Annotated in this window: 17 protein-coding genes; 6 read left to right on the plus strand and 11 right to left on the minus strand. The window is 68.5% G+C overall.

Translation table 11 applies throughout. The features are described 5' to 3' along the window. Nucleotides 1-19: 19 nt before the first annotated feature. Together KHC28_RS20065 and KHC28_RS20070 are read right to left on the minus strand one after the other, a co-directional pair. Entirely contained in the window at nucleotides 20-649 is a 630-nt protein-coding gene (locus tag KHC28_RS20065; protein WP_214010148.1) for a trimeric intracellular cation channel family protein, read from the minus strand. A 121-nt stretch (nucleotides 650-770) separates the two neighbouring features. Continuing rightward, nucleotides 771-1,628 carry a helix-turn-helix domain-containing protein gene (locus KHC28_RS20070; protein WP_214010149.1) on the minus strand — a complete coding sequence of 286 codons (858 nt, stop codon included), beginning with the start codon at nucleotides 1,626-1,628 and terminating at the stop codon, nucleotides 771-773. Nucleotides 1,629-1,845: 217 nt separating this feature from the next. Here KHC28_RS20070 and KHC28_RS20075 point away from each other — a divergent pair, with 217 nt between their 5' ends. Next, on the plus strand, nucleotides 1,846-2,373 hold the full coding sequence (locus KHC28_RS20075) for a hypothetical protein (RefSeq protein WP_246565041.1): 528 nt from the start codon (nucleotides 1,846-1,848) through the stop codon (nucleotides 2,371-2,373). A 177-nt stretch (nucleotides 2,374-2,550) separates the two neighbouring features. Here the strand turns inward: KHC28_RS20075 and KHC28_RS20080 are convergent, their stop codons facing one another. The 3 genes from KHC28_RS20080 to KHC28_RS20090 all read right to left on the minus strand — a co-directional run bounded on the left by KHC28_RS20080 (nucleotide 2,551) and on the right by KHC28_RS20090 (nucleotide 4,664). Next, nucleotides 2,551-2,727 carry a hypothetical protein gene (locus KHC28_RS20080; protein ID WP_214010150.1) on the minus strand — a complete coding sequence of 59 codons (177 nt, stop codon included), beginning with the start codon at nucleotides 2,725-2,727 and terminating at the stop codon, nucleotides 2,551-2,553. 119 nt (nucleotides 2,728-2,846) lie between these two features. Continuing rightward, nucleotides 2,847-3,773 carry a cation diffusion facilitator family transporter gene (locus KHC28_RS20085; RefSeq protein WP_312893283.1) on the minus strand — a complete coding sequence of 309 codons (927 nt, stop codon included), beginning with the start codon at nucleotides 3,771-3,773 and terminating at the stop codon, nucleotides 2,847-2,849. A gap of 111 nt (nucleotides 3,774-3,884) precedes the next feature. Further along, complete coding sequence (locus KHC28_RS20090; RefSeq protein WP_214010152.1) at nucleotides 3,885-4,664, minus strand: AraC family transcriptional regulator; 780 nt, start codon at nucleotides 4,662-4,664, stop codon at nucleotides 3,885-3,887. A gap of 116 nt (nucleotides 4,665-4,780) precedes the next feature. On the opposite strand from KHC28_RS20090, the gene KHC28_RS20095 reads away from it, so the two are divergent. Continuing rightward, entirely contained in the window at nucleotides 4,781-6,007 is a 1,227-nt protein-coding gene (locus KHC28_RS20095; RefSeq protein ID WP_214010153.1) for an MFS transporter, read from the plus strand. A gap of 51 nt (nucleotides 6,008-6,058) precedes the next feature. Here KHC28_RS20095 and KHC28_RS20100 read toward each other — a convergent pair whose 3' ends face one another. The 4 genes from KHC28_RS20100 to KHC28_RS20115 all read right to left on the minus strand — a co-directional run bounded on the left by KHC28_RS20100 (nucleotide 6,059) and on the right by KHC28_RS20115 (nucleotide 11,256). Then, nucleotides 6,059-7,282: a c-type cytochrome gene (locus KHC28_RS20100; RefSeq protein ID WP_214010154.1), complete on the minus strand. Its 1,224-nt coding sequence runs from the start codon at nucleotides 7,280-7,282 to the stop codon at nucleotides 6,059-6,061. Then, nucleotides 7,279-9,045, minus strand: coding sequence for a GMC family oxidoreductase (locus KHC28_RS20105; RefSeq protein ID WP_214010155.1), 1,767 nt, complete (start codon nucleotides 9,043-9,045; stop codon nucleotides 7,279-7,281). The genes KHC28_RS20100 and KHC28_RS20105 overlap by 4 nt, the downstream gene beginning before the upstream one ends. 3 nt (nucleotides 9,046-9,048) lie before the next feature. After that, nucleotides 9,049-9,798: a gluconate 2-dehydrogenase subunit 3 family protein gene (locus KHC28_RS20110; RefSeq protein ID WP_214010156.1), complete on the minus strand. Its 750-nt coding sequence runs from the start codon at nucleotides 9,796-9,798 to the stop codon at nucleotides 9,049-9,051. A gap of 408 nt (nucleotides 9,799-10,206) precedes the next feature. After that, nucleotides 10,207-11,256, minus strand: coding sequence for an LLM class flavin-dependent oxidoreductase (locus tag KHC28_RS20115; RefSeq protein WP_214010157.1), 1,050 nt, complete (start codon nucleotides 11,254-11,256; stop codon nucleotides 10,207-10,209). A 201-nt stretch (nucleotides 11,257-11,457) separates the two neighbouring features. Here KHC28_RS20115 and KHC28_RS20120 point away from each other — a divergent pair, with 201 nt between their 5' ends. Then, a complete protein-coding gene (locus KHC28_RS20120; RefSeq protein WP_214010158.1) occupies nucleotides 11,458-12,090 on the plus strand; it encodes a TetR/AcrR family transcriptional regulator in 633 nt (210 codons plus the stop codon). Nucleotides 12,091-12,204: 114 nt separating this feature from the next. After that, entirely contained in the window at nucleotides 12,205-12,510 is a 306-nt protein-coding gene (locus tag KHC28_RS20125) for a hypothetical protein (protein WP_214010159.1), read from the plus strand. A gap of 97 nt (nucleotides 12,511-12,607) precedes the next feature. Here KHC28_RS20125 and KHC28_RS20130 read toward each other — a convergent pair whose 3' ends face one another. Then, a complete protein-coding gene (locus KHC28_RS20130; RefSeq protein ID WP_214010160.1) occupies nucleotides 12,608-13,183 on the minus strand; it encodes a GNAT family N-acetyltransferase in 576 nt (191 codons plus the stop codon). A gap of 260 nt (nucleotides 13,184-13,443) precedes the next feature. Here KHC28_RS20130 and KHC28_RS20135 point away from each other — a divergent pair, with 260 nt between their 5' ends. Beyond that, nucleotides 13,444-14,802 carry an SGNH/GDSL hydrolase family protein gene (locus KHC28_RS20135; protein WP_214010161.1) on the plus strand — a complete coding sequence of 453 codons (1,359 nt, stop codon included), beginning with the start codon at nucleotides 13,444-13,446 and terminating at the stop codon, nucleotides 14,800-14,802. A gap of 607 nt (nucleotides 14,803-15,409) precedes the next feature. On the opposite strand, the gene KHC28_RS20140 is transcribed toward KHC28_RS20135, so the two are convergent. After that, entirely contained in the window at nucleotides 15,410-16,783 is a 1,374-nt protein-coding gene (locus KHC28_RS20140; protein WP_214010162.1) for an LLM class flavin-dependent oxidoreductase, read from the minus strand. Nucleotides 16,784-16,857: 74 nt separating this feature from the next. Here KHC28_RS20140 and KHC28_RS20145 point away from each other — a divergent pair. Continuing rightward, nucleotides 16,858-17,372, plus strand: a 515-nt coding sequence (locus tag KHC28_RS20145; protein ID WP_214010163.1) for an ABC transporter ATP-binding protein, incomplete at its 3' end; no start/stop codon positions are given.

Consider the following 17,372-nt stretch of genomic DNA (forward strand, 5'->3'; position numbering starts at 1 on the left):
TCCTTGGTGCCGCGATGCCTCAGTGCAGCGACTGCGTGTAGACGAATTTCGGCATGCTCCAGCCGAAGCGCAGCGCCAGGAGGCGCAAAGCGAGGCCGAGCAGCATCGCCCCCAGCATCACCGGCTCATGCGGCAGGCCCCACCATTGGCCGGCGAGATAGAGCATGCCGGTGACGATGGACACCGTGGCGTAGAGCTCGGCGCGGAACAGCAGCGGCACGTCGGCGCACAACACGTCGCGCAGCACGCCGCCGACGCAGCCGGTGATCATGCCGGAGGCGATGACGATCACCGGCGACAGGCCGAGGCCGGCGGCGATGTTGCAGCCGATGATGGTGAACACCACCAGCCCGACCGCGTCGAGGAGCAGGAACAGCCGGCGCAGATGGCCCATGTGGCGGGCGATCAGGATGGTCGCCAGCGCCGCGCCGGCGGTGATCAATAGATAGGACGGGTTCTCGACCCAGGACAGTGGATGGCGACCCAGCAGCACGTCGCGCACCGAACCGCCGCCGAGCGCGGTGATGCTACCCAATAGCGCGACGCCGAACCAGTCCATCTGGCGCCGGCCGGCGGCGAGCGCCGCCGTCATCGCCTCGGCGACGATGGCGACGAGGTAGAGGAGGTGAAACAGCGTTTCCGACGTCATCGTTTCGACGGGCTCCCGCGCGGACCGGCGCGGTCGCAGCTTCCGCCGGGCGGGGGGCGGAGGGCAAGGCCGCTGGCGGGCCGGGCTGGGGACGGCGGAGGGGAGGCGGGAAGCGGGGCGGCTAGAGGCCGCCGCGCCGCAGCTCGGTCGGGGTGACGCCGCGCAGGCGCTTCATCGTCGAGGTCATGTGGCTGTTGCTGGAGAAGCCGCTCGCCGCCGCGATGTCGGCGAAGGGCAGGTCGGTGGTGGTCACAAGCCGCTCCACCAGAGCAAGGCGCTGGCCGAGCAGATATTGATGCGGCGCCTGCCCCAGCGAGCGGCGGAAGGCGCGCAGGAAGTGGCTCGGCGAAAGGCCGGCGATCTCGGCCAGCCGCGCGATGGACAGCGGCTGCGACAGGTTCTCCTGGATGAAGTCGTTCACCGTGCGCCAGGCCCTCGGCGACAGGCCGCCGCTGTGGCGGTCGTCCGGCCGGTCGCGCAGCGAGGAGTAGTTGCGCAGCAGATGGGTGGCGAACAGGGTGATCAGCGCGTCGAAGCAGAGTTCGCTGGCGTGCTCGCCGCGCTGGAATTCCTCGCGCAGCATCTGGGACAGCCGCAGCGCCTTGCGATCGACGCCGCCGATCCTCGGCGGCTGCAGCTCGAAGCCGTCATTCTGGAACTCCTCGCCCGCCAGCCGCGCCAGCCGCTGCTGATCGAGGGCGACGAGCAGGTTCTCCTTGGCGACCACCCAGCGGGCGAACAGCTCGGACCCCGCCGGCACGATTTCGAGGGAGCCGACCGGCGCCAGGGTGATGGTGCGGCGGTCGCTGTCGAGCGCGACCTCGCGGTTCGGCTGCGGCGACAGCATCACCAGCGCCAGATTGGCGGGCGCGGTCATCAGGATGTCGTTGGGGCCGGTGCGCGTGAGCGTCGCTGCTCCGGCGTCCGCGCCGGCCTTCGGTCCCCATTCATTTGGTATCGATTTCAGCAGGGCGGGCACGGCACTCCTCCGTCATCGGGTGCGCCGGAGCCTTGAGACCTGCGCCGTCGAACGCCAGCGTGGCGCCACCGAGGAGTAGCCTGATAGCGGCGCCCGCAACTATCAAGGGAAAATCGATCTGTCAGGATCAGCCCCTATTCACCTCCGCCCTTCGTTCCTCCGTGCGGCGCCGGGCACAATTTCGGGTAAGGATCGCCGGAGAAAATGGGGGAATGACATGAAGGCAAGCGTATTCGGGCTCTCGATCGTCCCCGTTCGGTTGCGCGCGGTCCGGGGCTGCCGGCTGGCCAGCTTGCTGCGTCGGAGCTCGCGCGGCGCGACCATCGTGCTGCTGCTCGCCGCCTGTCTCGCCATCGGCCCTGGCGCGGGCGTAGCGCGGGCGCAGAGCGCAGGCGAGGTGAACGCGACGCTGGACGGGCTGTTCGGCGGACACGAGTCCTACCACGCCTTCTTCGAGGCGCTGAAGAAGGCGGTCGCCGCCGATGACCGGACCGCCGTCGCCGGCATGGTCGACTACCCGCTGCGCACCAAGATCGGCGGCAAGACGACGACGGTGCGCAACGCGAAGGGCCTCATCGCCAGCTACGACAAGATTCTCACCCCCAAGGTCCGGCAGGTGGTGGCGGCGCAGAACTATGCCGACCTGTTCGCCAACTGGCGGGGGGTGATGATCGGCAATGGCGAGATCTGGTTCTCGGGCATCGGCGACAAGGGCCGGGTCGCCATCATCGCGGTCAACAACTGAGCGCGGCCGCGCTGCGCCGCGGAGGAGGCCGCCATGGGTGGCCGGTGCCGGCCGGTCTCGCGGCGAAGCGGCAGGGTCGTGAGATATCGCGCGCCGGGCCCGTCCGGTCGTTCCCGCCCGGCGGCGTCGCGCATGATGGTCGGGTTGTGGGAGGCAGGAGCGCGAGGTCGGGCCTGTCTAGCCCTTGCGCTGCTCGTCGAGCATCGCCTCGATGGCACCGATGGTGACTTCGATATCGGCGATCTTGCGCAGCGCATTGTCCGAGGGGAGCGTTCCCGCCTCGGCCGCCGCCTTGATCAGTTCCCGTTGCGCCGCCAGTAGCCGGTTGCGCAGGACTTCGAGTTTATTGCTCATGGGGACGCATTAGCGCAGCGCCGAAGCGGCTTCAACGGCTATCCAGTACCCGGCGGTACGAAAGATGTGGCAAGACATCCGGCTGGAAGTATTTCCGTACCGGAGGCCGGCCGCTGGCCTCAATCGGCCCATTCGGGATCGGTGGTGAAGGCGATGGTGAGCCAGCGGTCCGGGCTCTCGCCGCCGATCGCCTCGCCGATCTCGTCGCGTATATGGTCCCACTCCTCCAGCTTCCGCGCCGGCTGGTCGCGGGGCACGATGAAGTAGAGCTCGATCTGCCGCCCCCGCCCGACGCGGGCGACATAGGAGCGGTGGGACAGGAAGCCGTAGCGGCGCACCACGGCTTCCGCCACCTCGTCGACATGCTGCTTCAGCTCCGAGGGGGTGACGAGCAGGATGTCGGCGAGCGCCTGCTTGATGGTGCCGGCGGGGAGCGGAATGACGATGAGGCAGACCAGCGCCAGCGCCGCCGGATCGACATAGGGTGTCATCCAGGCGAGGCGCGTGCCCTGGGTCGAATAGCCGAAGACGAAGGCGGCGAGCAGGGCGCCGCTGAGGCCGCCGCTCATCAGCCAGGCCTTGGCATCCAGCGCGACGAAGCTGGAGTCGAGCGTCCGGTTGGCGCGCCGGCCGACCGCCGCCATCACCAGCGCGACGACCATGGTCAGCACCGCATAGACGATGGCGTGGTCGAAGGAGAGGTGGCGGCCGCCGGCCATCAGGCTGCCGATGGCGTTGATCAGCGCATAGACCGCCGCGCCGGTGAGCAGGATGCCGTTGAGGCCGAGCACCATCGGCTCCAGATGCCAGAACCCCATGGTGAAGTGCTTCACCAGCCGTCCGCCGGCGGCCCCGCCCGCCGTGGAGGTGGCGATCAGGTTCGACACCAGCAGCGCGACGACGGTCATGGTGGCGTCGGTCATCGCATAGACGCCGTCGAAGACGATGGCGAAGGAGCCGGACATGAGGCCGAACACGATACCCGCCGCCGCCATGAGCAGCGTGACCGCGATCGAGAGGCGCAGCACGCCCTGTTCGGTATTCACGACCCGTCCCCCCGCCCGCATTCCCGGCGCTATCGTGTTTCCGCCCCGCCCCCATTTCTAGCGGCGGCGGCCGAGGCAGGACAAGCCGCGGCACTCATGGCGCAAGCCCGTTCAGGCCTCCCGCGCGAGATAGGCGCCGGGCGGGGCGCCGAGGATGCGCCGGAACATCGCGGTGAAGGCGGCCGGGTTGTCGTAGCCGAGATCGAGGGCGACGGCGGTGACGGGCTGGCCGGCGGCGAGACGCGGCAGCGCCGCCATCACGCAGGCCTGCTGGCGCCAGGCGACGAAGCTCAGCCCGGTCTCCCGGCGGAACAGCCGGGTGAAGGTGCGGCGGCTGCATCCGGCCGCCTCGCTCCAGGCGTCGATCGTCGCATGCGGCGTCGGCGCGAGGAGAAAGTGCCGGCAAAGCTCGGCCAGCGCCCGGTGGGCGGGAAGCGGCAGCGATAGCGGCAGGGCCGGCAGCAGCGGAATCTCGTGCTGGATCAGCGCCATCAGCGCGCCGTCGCGTCCGGTTGGATCGTATTCCGCCGGCACGAACACCGCCTCGGCCAGCAGGCTGCGCATCAGCGGCGGGATGCCCAGCACCTGGCAGTGCGCCGGCATGCCCCGGATGATTCCGGGCTCGATATAGAGGCTGCGCATGCCGACCCGGCCGAGGATGCGCACATCGTGCACGATGCCGGCGGGGATCCACATGCCGCGCTCCGGCGGCATCACCCAGGCGCCGGCGGCGGTGGCGAGCAGCACCACGCCGGTGGAGCCGTAGAGCAGCTGGTCGCGCCGGTGCCAGTGCGGCGCGATGACATGGCCGTCGGCATAGTCGGAGCCCAGCGCGATGACCGGCCGGGCGACCTCCCGAAAGGCGTCTTCGACGGTACTGCCCGGCTGCATTGGCCCACTCGCGTAAGAAGATGACCTTAACGCGGTAGCGGGCCGCAGGCCAGCCGCTAAGACTGGCATCGACCGAAGCGCCGTCCGCGGCGCGAAGCAGGATCCGCGTTGCCACCATGTCCGATACCGCTGCCGATACCGTTGCCGACCGGGCGTCCCCCGTCCGTACCCATTACCTTGTGCTCGGCGCCGCCGGCCTCTGCCACATGCTCAACGACATGCTGCAGTCGCTGTTCATCGCCGCCTATCCGGTCTTCAAGGGCAATTTCGACCTTAACTACGCCCAGATCGGCCTGCTGACGCTGGTGTACAACGTCACCGCCTCGCTGCTGCAGCCGCTGGTGGGGCTCTATACCGACCGCCGGCCGCAGCCCTATTCGCTGCCCTTCGGCATGGGCATGTCGATGCTTGGCCTGCTGGTATTGGCCTTCGCCGGCTCCTTCGAGGTGCTGCTCGCCGGCGGCGTGCTGCTCGGCATCGGCTCGTCGATCTTCCACCCGGAATCCTCGCGCATTGCCCGGCTGGCCTCGGGCGGCGCCTATGGGCTGGCGCAGTCGACCTTCCAGGTCGGCGGCAATATCGGCAGCGCGCTCGGGCCGCTGCTGCTGGTCGCCGTCGTGCTGCCGCGCGGCCAGGAGAGCCTCGCCTGGTTCTGCCTCGCGGCGCTGGGCGGCATCATCCTGCTCACCGGCCTCGGCAACTGGTACAAGGCCAACGGCCATGCCCGCCTGAGCGGCGGCCCGGCCACGCTGATCCCCCGCCTCGGCCGGGCCAAGGTGATCGGCGCGGTGGCGATCCTGGTGTGCCTGCTGGTGTCGAAGTGGTTCTACCTCGCCAGCTTCACCAGCTTCTACGTCTTCTACCTGATGCAGCATTTCGGCACGACGGAGGAGCAGGCGCAGCTCTATCTGTTCGTGTTCCTGGCGGCGGTGGCGGTCGGCACGCTGGTCGGCGGCCCGCTGGGCGACCGCATCGGCCGCAAGGCGATCATCTGGGGCTCGATCTTCGGCGTGCTGCCGTTCTCGCTGGTGCTGCCGCATGTCGGGCTGACCGCGACGCTGGTGCTGAGCGTGGTGATCGGCCTGATCCTGGCCTCGGCGTTCTCCGCCATCGTCGTCTACGCGCAGGAGCTGATGCCGGGCCGGGTCGGCATGGTGTCGGGGCTGTTCTTCGGCCTCGCCTTCGGGCTCGGCGGCATCGGCGCCGCCGTGCTGGGCGTGCTGGCGGACTGGACCAGCCTCACCTTCGTCTTCGAGGCCTGCGCCTTCCTGCCGGCGATCGGCATCCTCGCCGCGCTGCTGCCCAATCTCGGCGACGCGCGGCCGGCCCGGGCGGGCAAGTGAGGCGGTAGAGACTGAACCCGGGCCGACTGTCGGCCCGGGTTCGGAGCGCGGTCAGGGCTGCAATTCGCCGCGCAGCTCGTGGACGGCCTCGACCTTCACCGGCGGGGCCGCATTGCCCCAGCTGCTGCGCACATAGGTGAGCAGGTTGGCGACGTCCTCGTCCTTCAGGTTCCAGGCGAAGGCCGGCATGGACGGGCCGGTCGGGCGGGCATCGGTTGTCCCGGCCCGGCTTCCCGCCAGCACCACCCGGATCAGCGAGGAGGCGTCGGCATTGTTCACCAGCGGCGCGGCGGCGAGCTTGGGGAACAGGCCGGTGATGCCCTCGCCGGTGCCGACATGGCAGCCCGAGCAGCGATCCTCATAGATCGCCCGGCCGGCGACCATGCGCGGATCGGTGGCGGCGAGCGGCGCCGGCGGCGCGGCGGGCGCGCCGTCAAGGCTCTTCAGATAGGTCGCCACCGCCTTGAGGTCGGCATCGGTCCACTGGCTGGACGACTTCTCCACCACCTCGGCCATCGGCCCGGAGGCGATGTCGTAGCGGTTGGCGCCGTCCTTCATGTAGGCGACGAGCTCGTCGGCGGTCCATTTGCCGATGCCCGCATGGCCGTTGCCGGTGATGTCCGGCGCCAGCCAGCCGTCGACGACGTTGCCGCGCAGCGCCTCGCCGGCCTTGTCGCCGCCCAGGGCGTTCTTCGGCGTGTGGCAGGTGCCGCAATGGGCGAGGCCCTCGACGATGTAGGCGCCGCGATTCCACTCGGCGTCGCGCTTCGGGTCGGGGACGTATTCGCCCTTGGTGAAGTTCAGCAGGTTCCAGCCGAACAGGCTGAGCCGGATGTTGAACGGGAAGGGCAGCTGGTTGGTCTCGACCTCGTTGTGCACGGGATCGAGGGTCTTGAGATAGGCGAACAGCGCCGCGTTGTCGGCTGCCGTCACCTTGGTGTAGGCGGTGTAGGGCATGGCGCCGTAGAGATGGTAGCCGCCCTTGGCGACGCCTTCCGACATGGCGCGCTGGAACTCGTCCAGCGACCAGTCGCCGATGCCGGTCTCGCGGTCCGGCGTGATGTTGGCGCCGACCAGCCGGCCGAACGGCGTCTCGATCGGCACGCCGCCGGCGAAGGGCTTGCCGCCGGGCGCGGTATGGCAGGCGGCACAGTCGCCGAGCACGGCGAGATAGCGGCCGCGCTCGACGGTGACGAAATCGGTCTGGTCGCCGGCGAAGGCGGTGCCGGTGAGGCCGGTGACGACGGCGAGGGCGAGGAGGGCGGTCCTGCTCATGCCGGCACCAACGCGCCCGGCGCCTTCAGATAGAGGTTGCGGATGGCGTCGGCGGCCTTGAAGGCCAGCGCCGCGGCGGTGCCGGTCGGGTTGTAGCCGGGGTTCTGCGGGAAGGCGGAGGCGCCGACCACGAACAGGTTCGGCACGTCCCAGGTCTGCAGATATTTGTTCACCGAGCTGGTGGTCGGATTGGTGCCCATGACGAAGCCGCCGACCACGTGCGAGGACTGGTAGGGCACGGTGTTCCAGTGGCCCTTCATCGGCCGCTCGACGACCTGGCGCGGCCCCATGGCGCGGGCGATCTCCCCGACCCTGGAGGTGCAGTATTGAGCCATCTTGAGGTCGTTCTCCGGGAAGTCGAACGTGACCCGCAGCAGCGGGCGGCCGAGCCGGTCGGTGTAGGTCGGATCCAGCGAGAGATGGTTGCCGCGCGTGGCGTAGCTCGACGCCTCGCAGCCGATGCTCATGGTGCTGAGATAGGCCTTCTGCGTCTCGCTCTTCCATTTCGAGCCCCAGCGCGGCGTGCCGGGCGGGGTCGGGCGGCTGGCGATCGGCGCGGCGCCGATCGGCGTCACGCGGATCGAGCCGCCGCCGAAGAAGCCGAGGCCGGAATGGTCGAAATTGTCGTTGTTGAACTCGTCGATCCCCATGCCGACGGCGCCGCCGCCGATGAAGGAATTGAAGTTCTTGTCGTCGAAGAACAGCTGCACGCCGTTGGCGGTCTGGTAGCAGTAGTTGCGCCCGGTGGTACCGGTGTTCGACACCGGGTCGTAGGGCTTGCCGACGCCGGACAGCAGCATCAGCCGCACATTCTCGAAGGTGAAGGCGCTGACCACCACGAGGTCTGCCGGCTGCTCCCATTCCTGGCCCGAGCTATCGACATAGACGACGCCGGTGGCACGGGTGCCGGAGCGGTCGAGGGTGACGCGCAGCACCTCGGAATTGGTCACCGCGGTGAAGTTCGACTTGCGCACCAGCGCCGGCAGCACCGTGGTGATGGCGCTGGCCTTGGAATAGTTGGCGCAGCCGTAATTGGTGCAGAAGCCGCAGAAGGTGCACGGCCCCATGGTGACGCCGAGCGGGTTGGTATAGGCCTCCGACAGGAGGGCCGACGGCACCGGGAACGGCTTGTAGCCGAGCTTGCGCGCGGCCTCCGCGAACAAAGTCGGCCCATAGGGCTGCTTCATCGGCTTGGTCGGGTATTCCTCCGAGCGCGGACCCTCGAACGGGTTGCCACCCTCCTGGATGACGCCGTTCAGATTGCCGGCCTTGCCGGAAATGCCGGCGAGGCGGTCGAAGGACGCGTAATACGGCTCCATCTCGGCCCAGTCGGTGCCCCAGTCCTGGAGCGTGAGCTCCTCGGGCATGGCGGCGGCGCCGTATTTCTCGGTGAGGTAGCTCTTCAGGCGGAAATCGTCCGGCCCGAAGCGGAAGGTGATGCCGGCCCAGTGGTTGCCGGCGCCGCCGGTGCCGTTGCCGGGGTGGAACGAGCCCCAGTTGCGCATCGGCAGCGCGGTCTGCGAGATGTTGTTGCGCACGGTGATGGCGCTCTGCGCCGGGCGCACCATCAGTTCCTGGCGCTGGTTGTAGCGCAGCTCGTCGGCGGCGGTGGCGATGTTGAAGTCGCGCGCCGTGTCGCGCCACGGGCCGCGCTCGACGGCGACGACGTCGAGACCTTCGTCGGTCAGTTCATTGGCGATGATGGCGCCGGCCCAGCCGAGGCCGATGACCACCACATCCTTGCGGGGGAGCTTCATAGCCATGGACTAGCCTTTCGTCTTCCATTCCGGCCGGCCGGCAATCGACAGCGGCGGCAGGTCGAGCTTCTCGTTGTGACGTTCGACATAGTCGCGGTAGTCGTACCGCGCGCCGGGAAAGCCCAGCATCTTCCACGACACCATGTCCTTGTTGCCGCCATAGATCGGGTCGGCGAAGAAGCCTTCCATGGTGTTGCCGAGCACGGTCTCGAACAGCAGCTTGCCGTCGAAGCCCGGCAGCTCGATCTTGCCGGCCTCGAGCCCGGACAGGATCTCGTCGCGGGTCTCGCCCGGCAGCTCGGCGAAGGCCTTGGAATGGTTGGCGCGGCACCAGGCATCCAGCGCGGCGAGGCCACGGCGGTAGCGCTCGCGCGGCACGAATTCCGACTGGTCGCCCTGCTCGGGCGTGCCCTTCTGGAAGGGGCCCTGCATGTAGAGCCGCTCAGAGGAGCCGTAGGAGCCGGCGAGCTGCCGGTCGATGAACTCGGCGCAGCCGGCATCCTTGCCGGACATGCTGAGATCGTCGGCCGGGATCAGCCGCTCGACCATGGCCTCCACCGTCCGCGCCTCGTCGGGCGAGAAGAAGTACCAGCGCCCGCCCGGCAGGGTCTCCGGCGGCGCGTAGTCGAAAGGCGAGAAGGGCTGCGTGCCGCGGATCACATCGCCGAACGCCTTGCCGCTGGCGGCCAGCAGCGCGGCCATCGCCGTCGATGTGAGGAACCTGCGGCGTGAGACGCCCGGAGGACTGGAAGTGAGCATCGGACTCCCTCTGGTGATCGCAGCCGACCCGCCCGTCGACCAGAAGGGGATATAGATTAGTAAAATTCCAGATGCACCCCAAGCCATGCGGTAATCGCATGGATCAAGTCCATCAATTTGTCGAATTCCGTCACGGAAACTGGGGCGATCCCGAGCGGGTGCGTTCTGGGTCGGGCTCGTTTGCCAGCTAAAATATTGAAAATGCTGCAATCGAACCAAGTGCCGCCTTTCCGGGCATGGCGCATTTCCGCCACTGCCCGGAAATCAGATACCGCAAATCGTCATGCCGAAACGATACGGAACGACTCAGGCAATTCCGGTGACGCCCGCTTCGCCGGAATTGCTATAAGTCTTTGTAAGTGCGAATTTTATTCGCGCGAACCGGTGCCCGTTTCGCTCGAAAATGCTCTAGGTGGCGGAGGCTAGATTCGCGTCGGGAACGCGGGTGTCCGGCAGGCTTGCCGTCGGCGCCGCATCGAGCCCCGCCGCCTCGGCGATGAGCTCGAAGGAGCGCAGGCGCTTGGCGTGATCGAAGACGTCCGACACCACGATGAGCTCGTCCGCCCCGGTCTCGGCGACCAGAGCCCTGAGGCCGGCGCGCACCGTCTCCGGCGAGCCGACGATGGAGCGGGCGAGCATGCGCATCGCCTGCGCCTTCTCCATCGGGGACCAGTAGCTTTCGATGTCGTCGATCGGCGGCCGGCTGAGGCCGCGCGCGCCGCGGAAGATGTCGGCGAACGACATTTGCTGGGTGGTCGCCAGCCGGCGCGCCTCGGCATCGGTCGGGGCGGCGATGACGTTGACGCCGACCATGGTGTAGGGGCGGGCGAGCTGCTCGGACGGCTTGAAGCGGCTGCGGTAGATGTCGAGCGCGGAGAGCAGCATCTCCGGCGCGAAATGCGAGGCGAAGGCGTAGGGCAGGCCGAGCTCGGCGGCGAGCATCGCGCCGAAATTGCTGGAGCCGAGGATCCACAGCGGCACCTCGGTGCCCGCCGCCGGCACCGCCTGGATGCGCTGGCCCGGCACCGCCGGGGCGAGGAAGGCCTGCAGCTCCAGCACATCCTGCGGGAAGTTCTCGGCGGATTCGTTGGTGCGGCGCAGGGCGCGCAGCGTCGTCTGGTCGGTGCCCGGCGCGCGGCCGAGCCCGAGATCGACGCGGCCGGGAAACAGCCGCGCCAGCGTGCCGAACTGCTCGGCGATCACATAGGGCGAATGGTTGGGCAGCATGATGCCGCCGGCGCCGACCCGGATGCGCGACGAGCCGGCGGCGATGTGGGCGAGCACCAGCGAGGTGGCGGCGCTGGCGATGCCCGGCATGTTGTGATGCTCGGCCACCCAGATGCGGTTATAGCCCCAGTGCTCGGCATGGGCGGCGAGGTCGCGGGCGTTGTCGAACGCGCCGCGCGCATCGGTCTCCTCGGTGACGCGGACGAGGTCGAGAATGGACAGGGCCGTCATGGCTTGCTCCCGGCAGACCGCAGCCGTCGGCGGAGGCGCGTGCCACAAGGGTGGGCGCGCCATCGTGCCGGCGGAAAGCGGAGGTTGTCTCCATTTATCTCGATGCTATATGGAGACGGTCTCCACTTTCCGTCAACCGGATCGGGCGGCAAAAGCTGCATGAGCGCACGCGGACAGGTTTACGCCGATGGGACTTCACCGATGAGCACCGATGGGGTGAGTACCGATGCGGTGAGCGGCGAGCCGTCGCGGCTGCGCGCCGATGCGCGGCGCAATCGCGAGCGCATCCTGCGCACCGCCATGCGGCATTTTTCCCAACACGGCATCGACGCCTCGCTGGACGAGATCGCCCGCGAGGCGGAGGTCGGCGCCGGCACGCTCTACCGCCATTTCCCCTCGCGCGAGGCGCTGCTTGCCGCGGCGCTGGAAGAGCGCCAGGCGGCCCTGCTGGCCGGCGCGCAACAGGCGCGGGAGATCTCCGATGCCGGTGCGGCGCTCGGTGCCTGGCTTGCGTCGTTGCAGGATTATCTGCGCAGCTTCAACGGCTTGCCGGCCCCGGTGCTGGCGGCGGTGAAGCAGCAGGGCTCGCCGCTGTGCCTCTCCTGCAACGCGCTGGTGGCGCTGACCGGCGAATTCCTCGACCGGGCGCAGCAGGACGGACAGGCCCGCCGCACGGTGACGGCGAACGAATTGTTCCTGAGCGCGCTCGGCCTTGCCTGGGTGCTGGACCGGGCGGAGGCGTGCGGCACGACGCGCGAGGCGCTGGAGAAGGTGATGGCCCAGGGCTACCTGACGCCGGAGCGCGCCGAGGATGTCACGCACGGCGGGGGCTGAGGGCGGGCGGACAGGAAAGCCGGCGCGCGTCGCGGGGCGTGCCCGATGCCGTTCCTGGTGTAGACTGTTGGTACGAAGCGGTACCGTCCAGAAAAGGTACCGACAGGAGGGGCGATGAAGATGAAGCCGACAACCGTGCCCGTGGCCCTCGTGCTCGTGGCCCTGTCGATGCTCGTTGCCGCCGCGGGGGGGCCGGCCGGCGCGCAGACCGCGGACATGCCGGGCCAGCCGATGCCGCAGTCGCTGCAGCCGATCTCTCCCAACCAGCCGGCCTACGACCCCTCGGCGCCCGATTCGATGACGGGACAGATCCAGCCGCCGCCGGGCCCGCCGCCCGAGGGCAGGGCGGCGGAGATCAAGCTGCCGGAATGCACGCCGGGCACCTGCGGCGTGCCGGACATCATGGGGCCGCCGAAATAGCGGGCACGCGGAAATTCGAGGCACGTCCCGCAGACCGGCGGCACGGGCTCGGCGGCGGGAGGCGCGGCGAGTTCGGGCGCCCGGCCGGCCAGCCGGCTCAGCCGTCGGACATGTCCGGCAGGCTGAGGGCGCCGTCGCCCAGCGACCGCTGCATCAGCACCGTGTCGACCCAGCGGCCGAACTTGAAGCCGACCGACCTCAGCGTGCCGACGGTTTCGAAGCCGAGCCGGCGATGCAGCGCGATGGAGCCGGCATTGCCGCTATTGCCGATCACCGCCAGCATCTGGCGCCAGTCGCCGGCCTCGCAGCGCCGGATCAGCGCCTCGAGCAGCGCCGCGCCGATGCCGCGTCCGCCAAGGCCGTCGGCGACATAGACCGAATCCTCGACGGTGTGGCGGTAGGCCGGGCGCGGCCGATAGGCGGTGGCGTAGCAATAGCCGACGATGCGGCCTTCCTCCTCGGCGACCAGATAGGGCAGCCCGGCCGCCAGCACGGCGGCGCGGCGGACAAGCAGTTCGGCAGTCGAGGGCGGCGTGGTCTCGAAGCTGGCGAGGCCGTGCAGGACGTGATGGGCGTAGATGGCCTGCACCGCCTCCATGTCGGCCTCGTCGGCGTCGCGGATGCGGAGCGGCGGTGCGGCGCCGTCCTTGGGCGTCGTGGTCGCGGAGTTCATCGCTGTCCTTCTCGTCAGGGGCGTCGGCGCCGATGACGGCACGCGATTCCGGGGCGGAAGGCTAGATCATCGCCTTCCGGCACGCACGCTCCGCGCGCCGCTGGCAGGACGGGACGGCCGGCGAGGGAGGCGTCCGCTCCTCGCCCTTCACGGCCGGCGCGACGGCGTCGCCCGAGGCACCGGCAAAAAGAAATGGCATAAAGCGGTAATTTCGGCCATGTATCGGCGTCGTAAAGGTCGTCTTGAGGATACTATCCATGTTGTCGGGTTCGGGCTCTCTCCTGTTCGGACTGTTCGGCGGATTTGCTTTCAGAGGATCTCGGGAAGCATTACGATACGACAACCCAGCAGTCGCACCGGGTATCCTGCCGTCAAACGCCGCGGAGTTTCCGCTACGTCGTGGCGAATACTATGGACAGGTCGGAACGAATTGCTGGGTGCCTTCGGGCCTCTCGACCCGGCAGCGCATCTCCTATTTCGGGGCCCAGCGCCATAGCGTCGCCTGCGACGTCACCGAGATCGCCGTGCGCTTCGCCAACTGGTTCGTCAACCGGATCGGCAACAAGATGGAATATGCGGTGCACGCCCAGACCGCCTATTCGATCGCGATCGAATATCCGGCCGGCACGGTGCACCCGCTGAGCTTCGGCGGCCATTCGCAGGGCATCGCCGATGCCGGGGGCGAGATCTGCTCGGATTTCCTGCCGGTGCGTATTCCGGCGGGCGCGCAGTTCTGGGTGCGCGTGGCCACCTACAGCCTCGCGCCCTACGCGCTGACGACCAATCCGCAAAACCCCCTGACCGGGTCCGGCTCGATGGACAGCGCCGGGCGGGTGGCGGACCGTACCCGCTCGAACAGCAGCGCCGATCCTCGGTCGCGCAGCAATGGTATGTGGCCGGTCGGCATCCTCGCACGCACGCGGCATGGCGGGGTGCTCGGCATCGGCGACAGCATCATGCAGGGCGTCGGCGACGAACATGACGACAGCGACGGCTACGGGCTGATCGGCCGGGCCGCGGGGAACCACGCCTGGCTCAATGCCGGCGTGAGCGGCGACAGCCTCGCCAAGTTTCTCGGCTCCTGCCACAAGCGGCTGTCTCTCGCCCGCTATGTGAAGAACATCGTCTTCCAGCATGGGGTCAACGGGATGGCGGATACCGATCTCGCCACCCTCCAGGCGGAGATGCTGGCCACATGGATGCAGGGCGCGCGCTTCAAGCGTCCCGGCGCGCGGCTGTTCCAGACCACCATCACGCCCTCGACGAGGAGTTCCGACGACTTCCGCACGCTCGAGGGGCAGCAGGCCGCACCCGGTTTTTCGACCGGCGGCAACGGCACGCGCGAGAGCCTGAACGACTGGCTGCGCGACGGTGCGCCGATCCGCGACGGACGGCCGGTCGCTGGCGGCAGCCGCCGCGCCAGCCGGATGGGCGACGGCTCGCATCCGCTTCACGCGGTGTTCGACGTCGCCGACGCACTGGAGAGCAGCCGGAACAGCGGCAAATGGAAAGTGAACGGCACCGCGAACTGGCTCACCGCCGACGGGCTGCATCCCAACCGCGCCGGCTATTTGCAGGTGAGGGATGCCCGCGCGATCGACGTCGGCACGTTCGCCTGAGGTTTCCTGCTTGCGCCGGCGAGGCGCCGGTCCGGTGCGGCGGGGCGGTCGCGACCACCCCAACACGAAAGGGTCGCCTTGCGGCGGCTCTTCGTAAACCCTGACGCATCAGGTCTTTTGCCGGCGGGGGGCGCAACTATCTCAACTTGCTTATTTTCCAATAAGTTATGACCGGCTGAACCAGATGGCTCTGGCGGCCCGTGGCGGCCTGTTTCGCCGCGCGGCGGAGTAGGCGGTGCGGCCGGAACATTTGCCGCGAAGCCGCCCAAACCCGCCACGGACAAGCCGCGAAACGTGACCGCCACATAACCCCAGGACCACCATCAGCCCGGGTCAGTTCTCAGTCGAAATCGAGGGCTAATTCTCCGCGGAAATCGACAGGCATGGTTGTCGTCCTCACGTCGGGGCTTGCCGGAGCCTGGAGAACGTTCGGCAGCGAAGCGTGATGGTTGTGATCGCGCCGAGGAGCCTTGCTTGAGATGTCCCGGCGTGGCGGTGGGCTCAAGCAGACTGAGGAGAGCCCCGCTCATACGTCGAGCCAGATGGGGATCGTGGACAGGCCGCGTCTGTTCCCTCTCGCTAGAGCAGGGCGTCGCAATACAGGTGCTCACGCGGCGGGCTGCTCGATGCGTCGCGGGCGGGTCGGCCCGGTGGCTGCCGGATGATGCGGATAGGGTAGGCCGAGATTTTCCCGCAGCGTCCGCCCCTCATATTCCTCGCGGAACAGCTTGCGGCGGCGTAGCTCGGGCACCACCAGCCCGACGAAATCGTCGAGCCCGCCGGGCAGATAGGGGGGCATCACATTGAAGCCGTCGGCGGCATGGCCCTCGAACCAGGCTTCCAGCTGGTCGGCGATGTCCCGGGCCGTGCCGCGAAGGCTCCAGTGGCCGCGCGCGCCGGCGATCCATTGATAAAGCTGGCGGATGGTGAAGTTCTCGCGCCGGGCGAGATCGACCAGCAGCTTCTGCCGGCTCTTGGCGGCATTGCTCTCCGGCAAATCGGGCAGGGGGCCGTCCAGCGGGTAGCCGGAGAGATCGAAGCCGCCGAGCATCTGCGACAACAGCGACAGCCCGACGGCGGGATGGATCAGCTCCTGCAACTGCGCGAATTTCTCCTCCGCCTCCTCGGTGGTGCGCCCGACGATGGGGGAGACGCCGGGCAGGATCTTCAGATGGTCCGGATGGCGGCCATAGCGGGCGAGGCGCCCCTTCACATCGGCGTAGAAGGCCTGCGCCTCTTCCAGCGTCTGGGCGGCGGTGAAGATGACCTCGGCGGTCTCCGCGGCGAGCTCCCTGCCGGCCTCGGACGAGCCGGCCTGTACCAGCACCGGCCGGCCCTGCGGTGCGCGGGCGACGTTCAAGGGCCCCCGCACCGCGAAATGCGGGCCTTTGTGATTGAGGACGTGCTGTTTCGACGGCTCGAAATACAGCCCGCTTTCCTTGTCGCGGACGAAGGCATCGTCCTCCCAGCTATCCCAAAGACCGGTCACCACCTGCGCGAACTCGCGGGCGCGGTCATAACGGTCGGCGTGGGCGGGATGTGTCTCGCGGCCGAAGTTGAAGGCCTCGACCTCGCCCGACGACGTGACGAGGTTCCAGCCCGCCCGGCCCTTGCTGATGTGGTCGAGCGAGGCGAACTTCCGGGCGATGTGGAAGGGCTCGTTATAGGTGGTGGTTGCGGTGGCGATGAGGCCGATGTGGCGCGTCGCCGTCGCGATGCCGGACAAGAGCGTGATCGGCTCGAAATGCACGACATAGCGGGCCGAGCGGCTGGCGGATTCGATGTTCTGGTCCCGCACCGCCGCGGAATCGGCGAGGAAGATGGCGTCGAACTTCGCCCGCTCCGCCGTACGGGCGAGCTCGACATAATGGTCGATGTTGACGCCGGCATCCGCCGTCGCCTGCGGGTGGCGCCAGGCCGCGATGTGATGGCCGGTCGGATGAAGGAAGGCGTTCAGCTTCATATGCCCGTGGCGCGCCATTGATCCGCCGTCCTTTCGAAAACCTGTTCGATCATGCATTGACTCTATAATCTATAGATTTAATGTACTGATCTATGTCAACGGTTTTTGCCTCCTCCTCCGCCGACGGTGCGCCGCCCAAGATTTCCCTGCGCATCGATCGCCATGCCTTCCCCCTGCGCGATGTGCCGGGAGGGGAGTTCGTCGCCATGAGCGGCGTGGCGATCGATGTGCCGGCGGGTGAGTTCCTGACCATCGTCGGGCCCAGCGGCTGCGGAAAGACGACGCTGCTGGAGATTCTCGCCGGTCTCGCCACGCCGACCAGCGGCTCGTTGCGCATCGACGGGCAGGAGGTTTCCGGCCCGAGCCTGTCGCGTGGCATCGTGTTCCAGCAATATGCCTTGCTGCCCTGGCGCACCGCGCTGGCCAATATCGAGTTCTCGCTGGAAGCGGCCGGAGGGCTGTCCCGCCGCGAGCGGCGCGGCAAGGCGCAGGCGGCGCTGGAACTGGTCGGCCTCAAGGGGTTCGAGGACCGGTTCCCGCACGAATTGTCGGGCGGCATGAAGCAGCGCGTGGCGATCGCCCGCAGCCTCGTCTACGAGCCGGACAT

This window comes from Ancylobacter sonchi, assembly GCF_018390695.1.
Taxonomy (GTDB): Bacteria; Pseudomonadota; Alphaproteobacteria; order Rhizobiales; family Xanthobacteraceae; genus Ancylobacter; species Ancylobacter sonchi.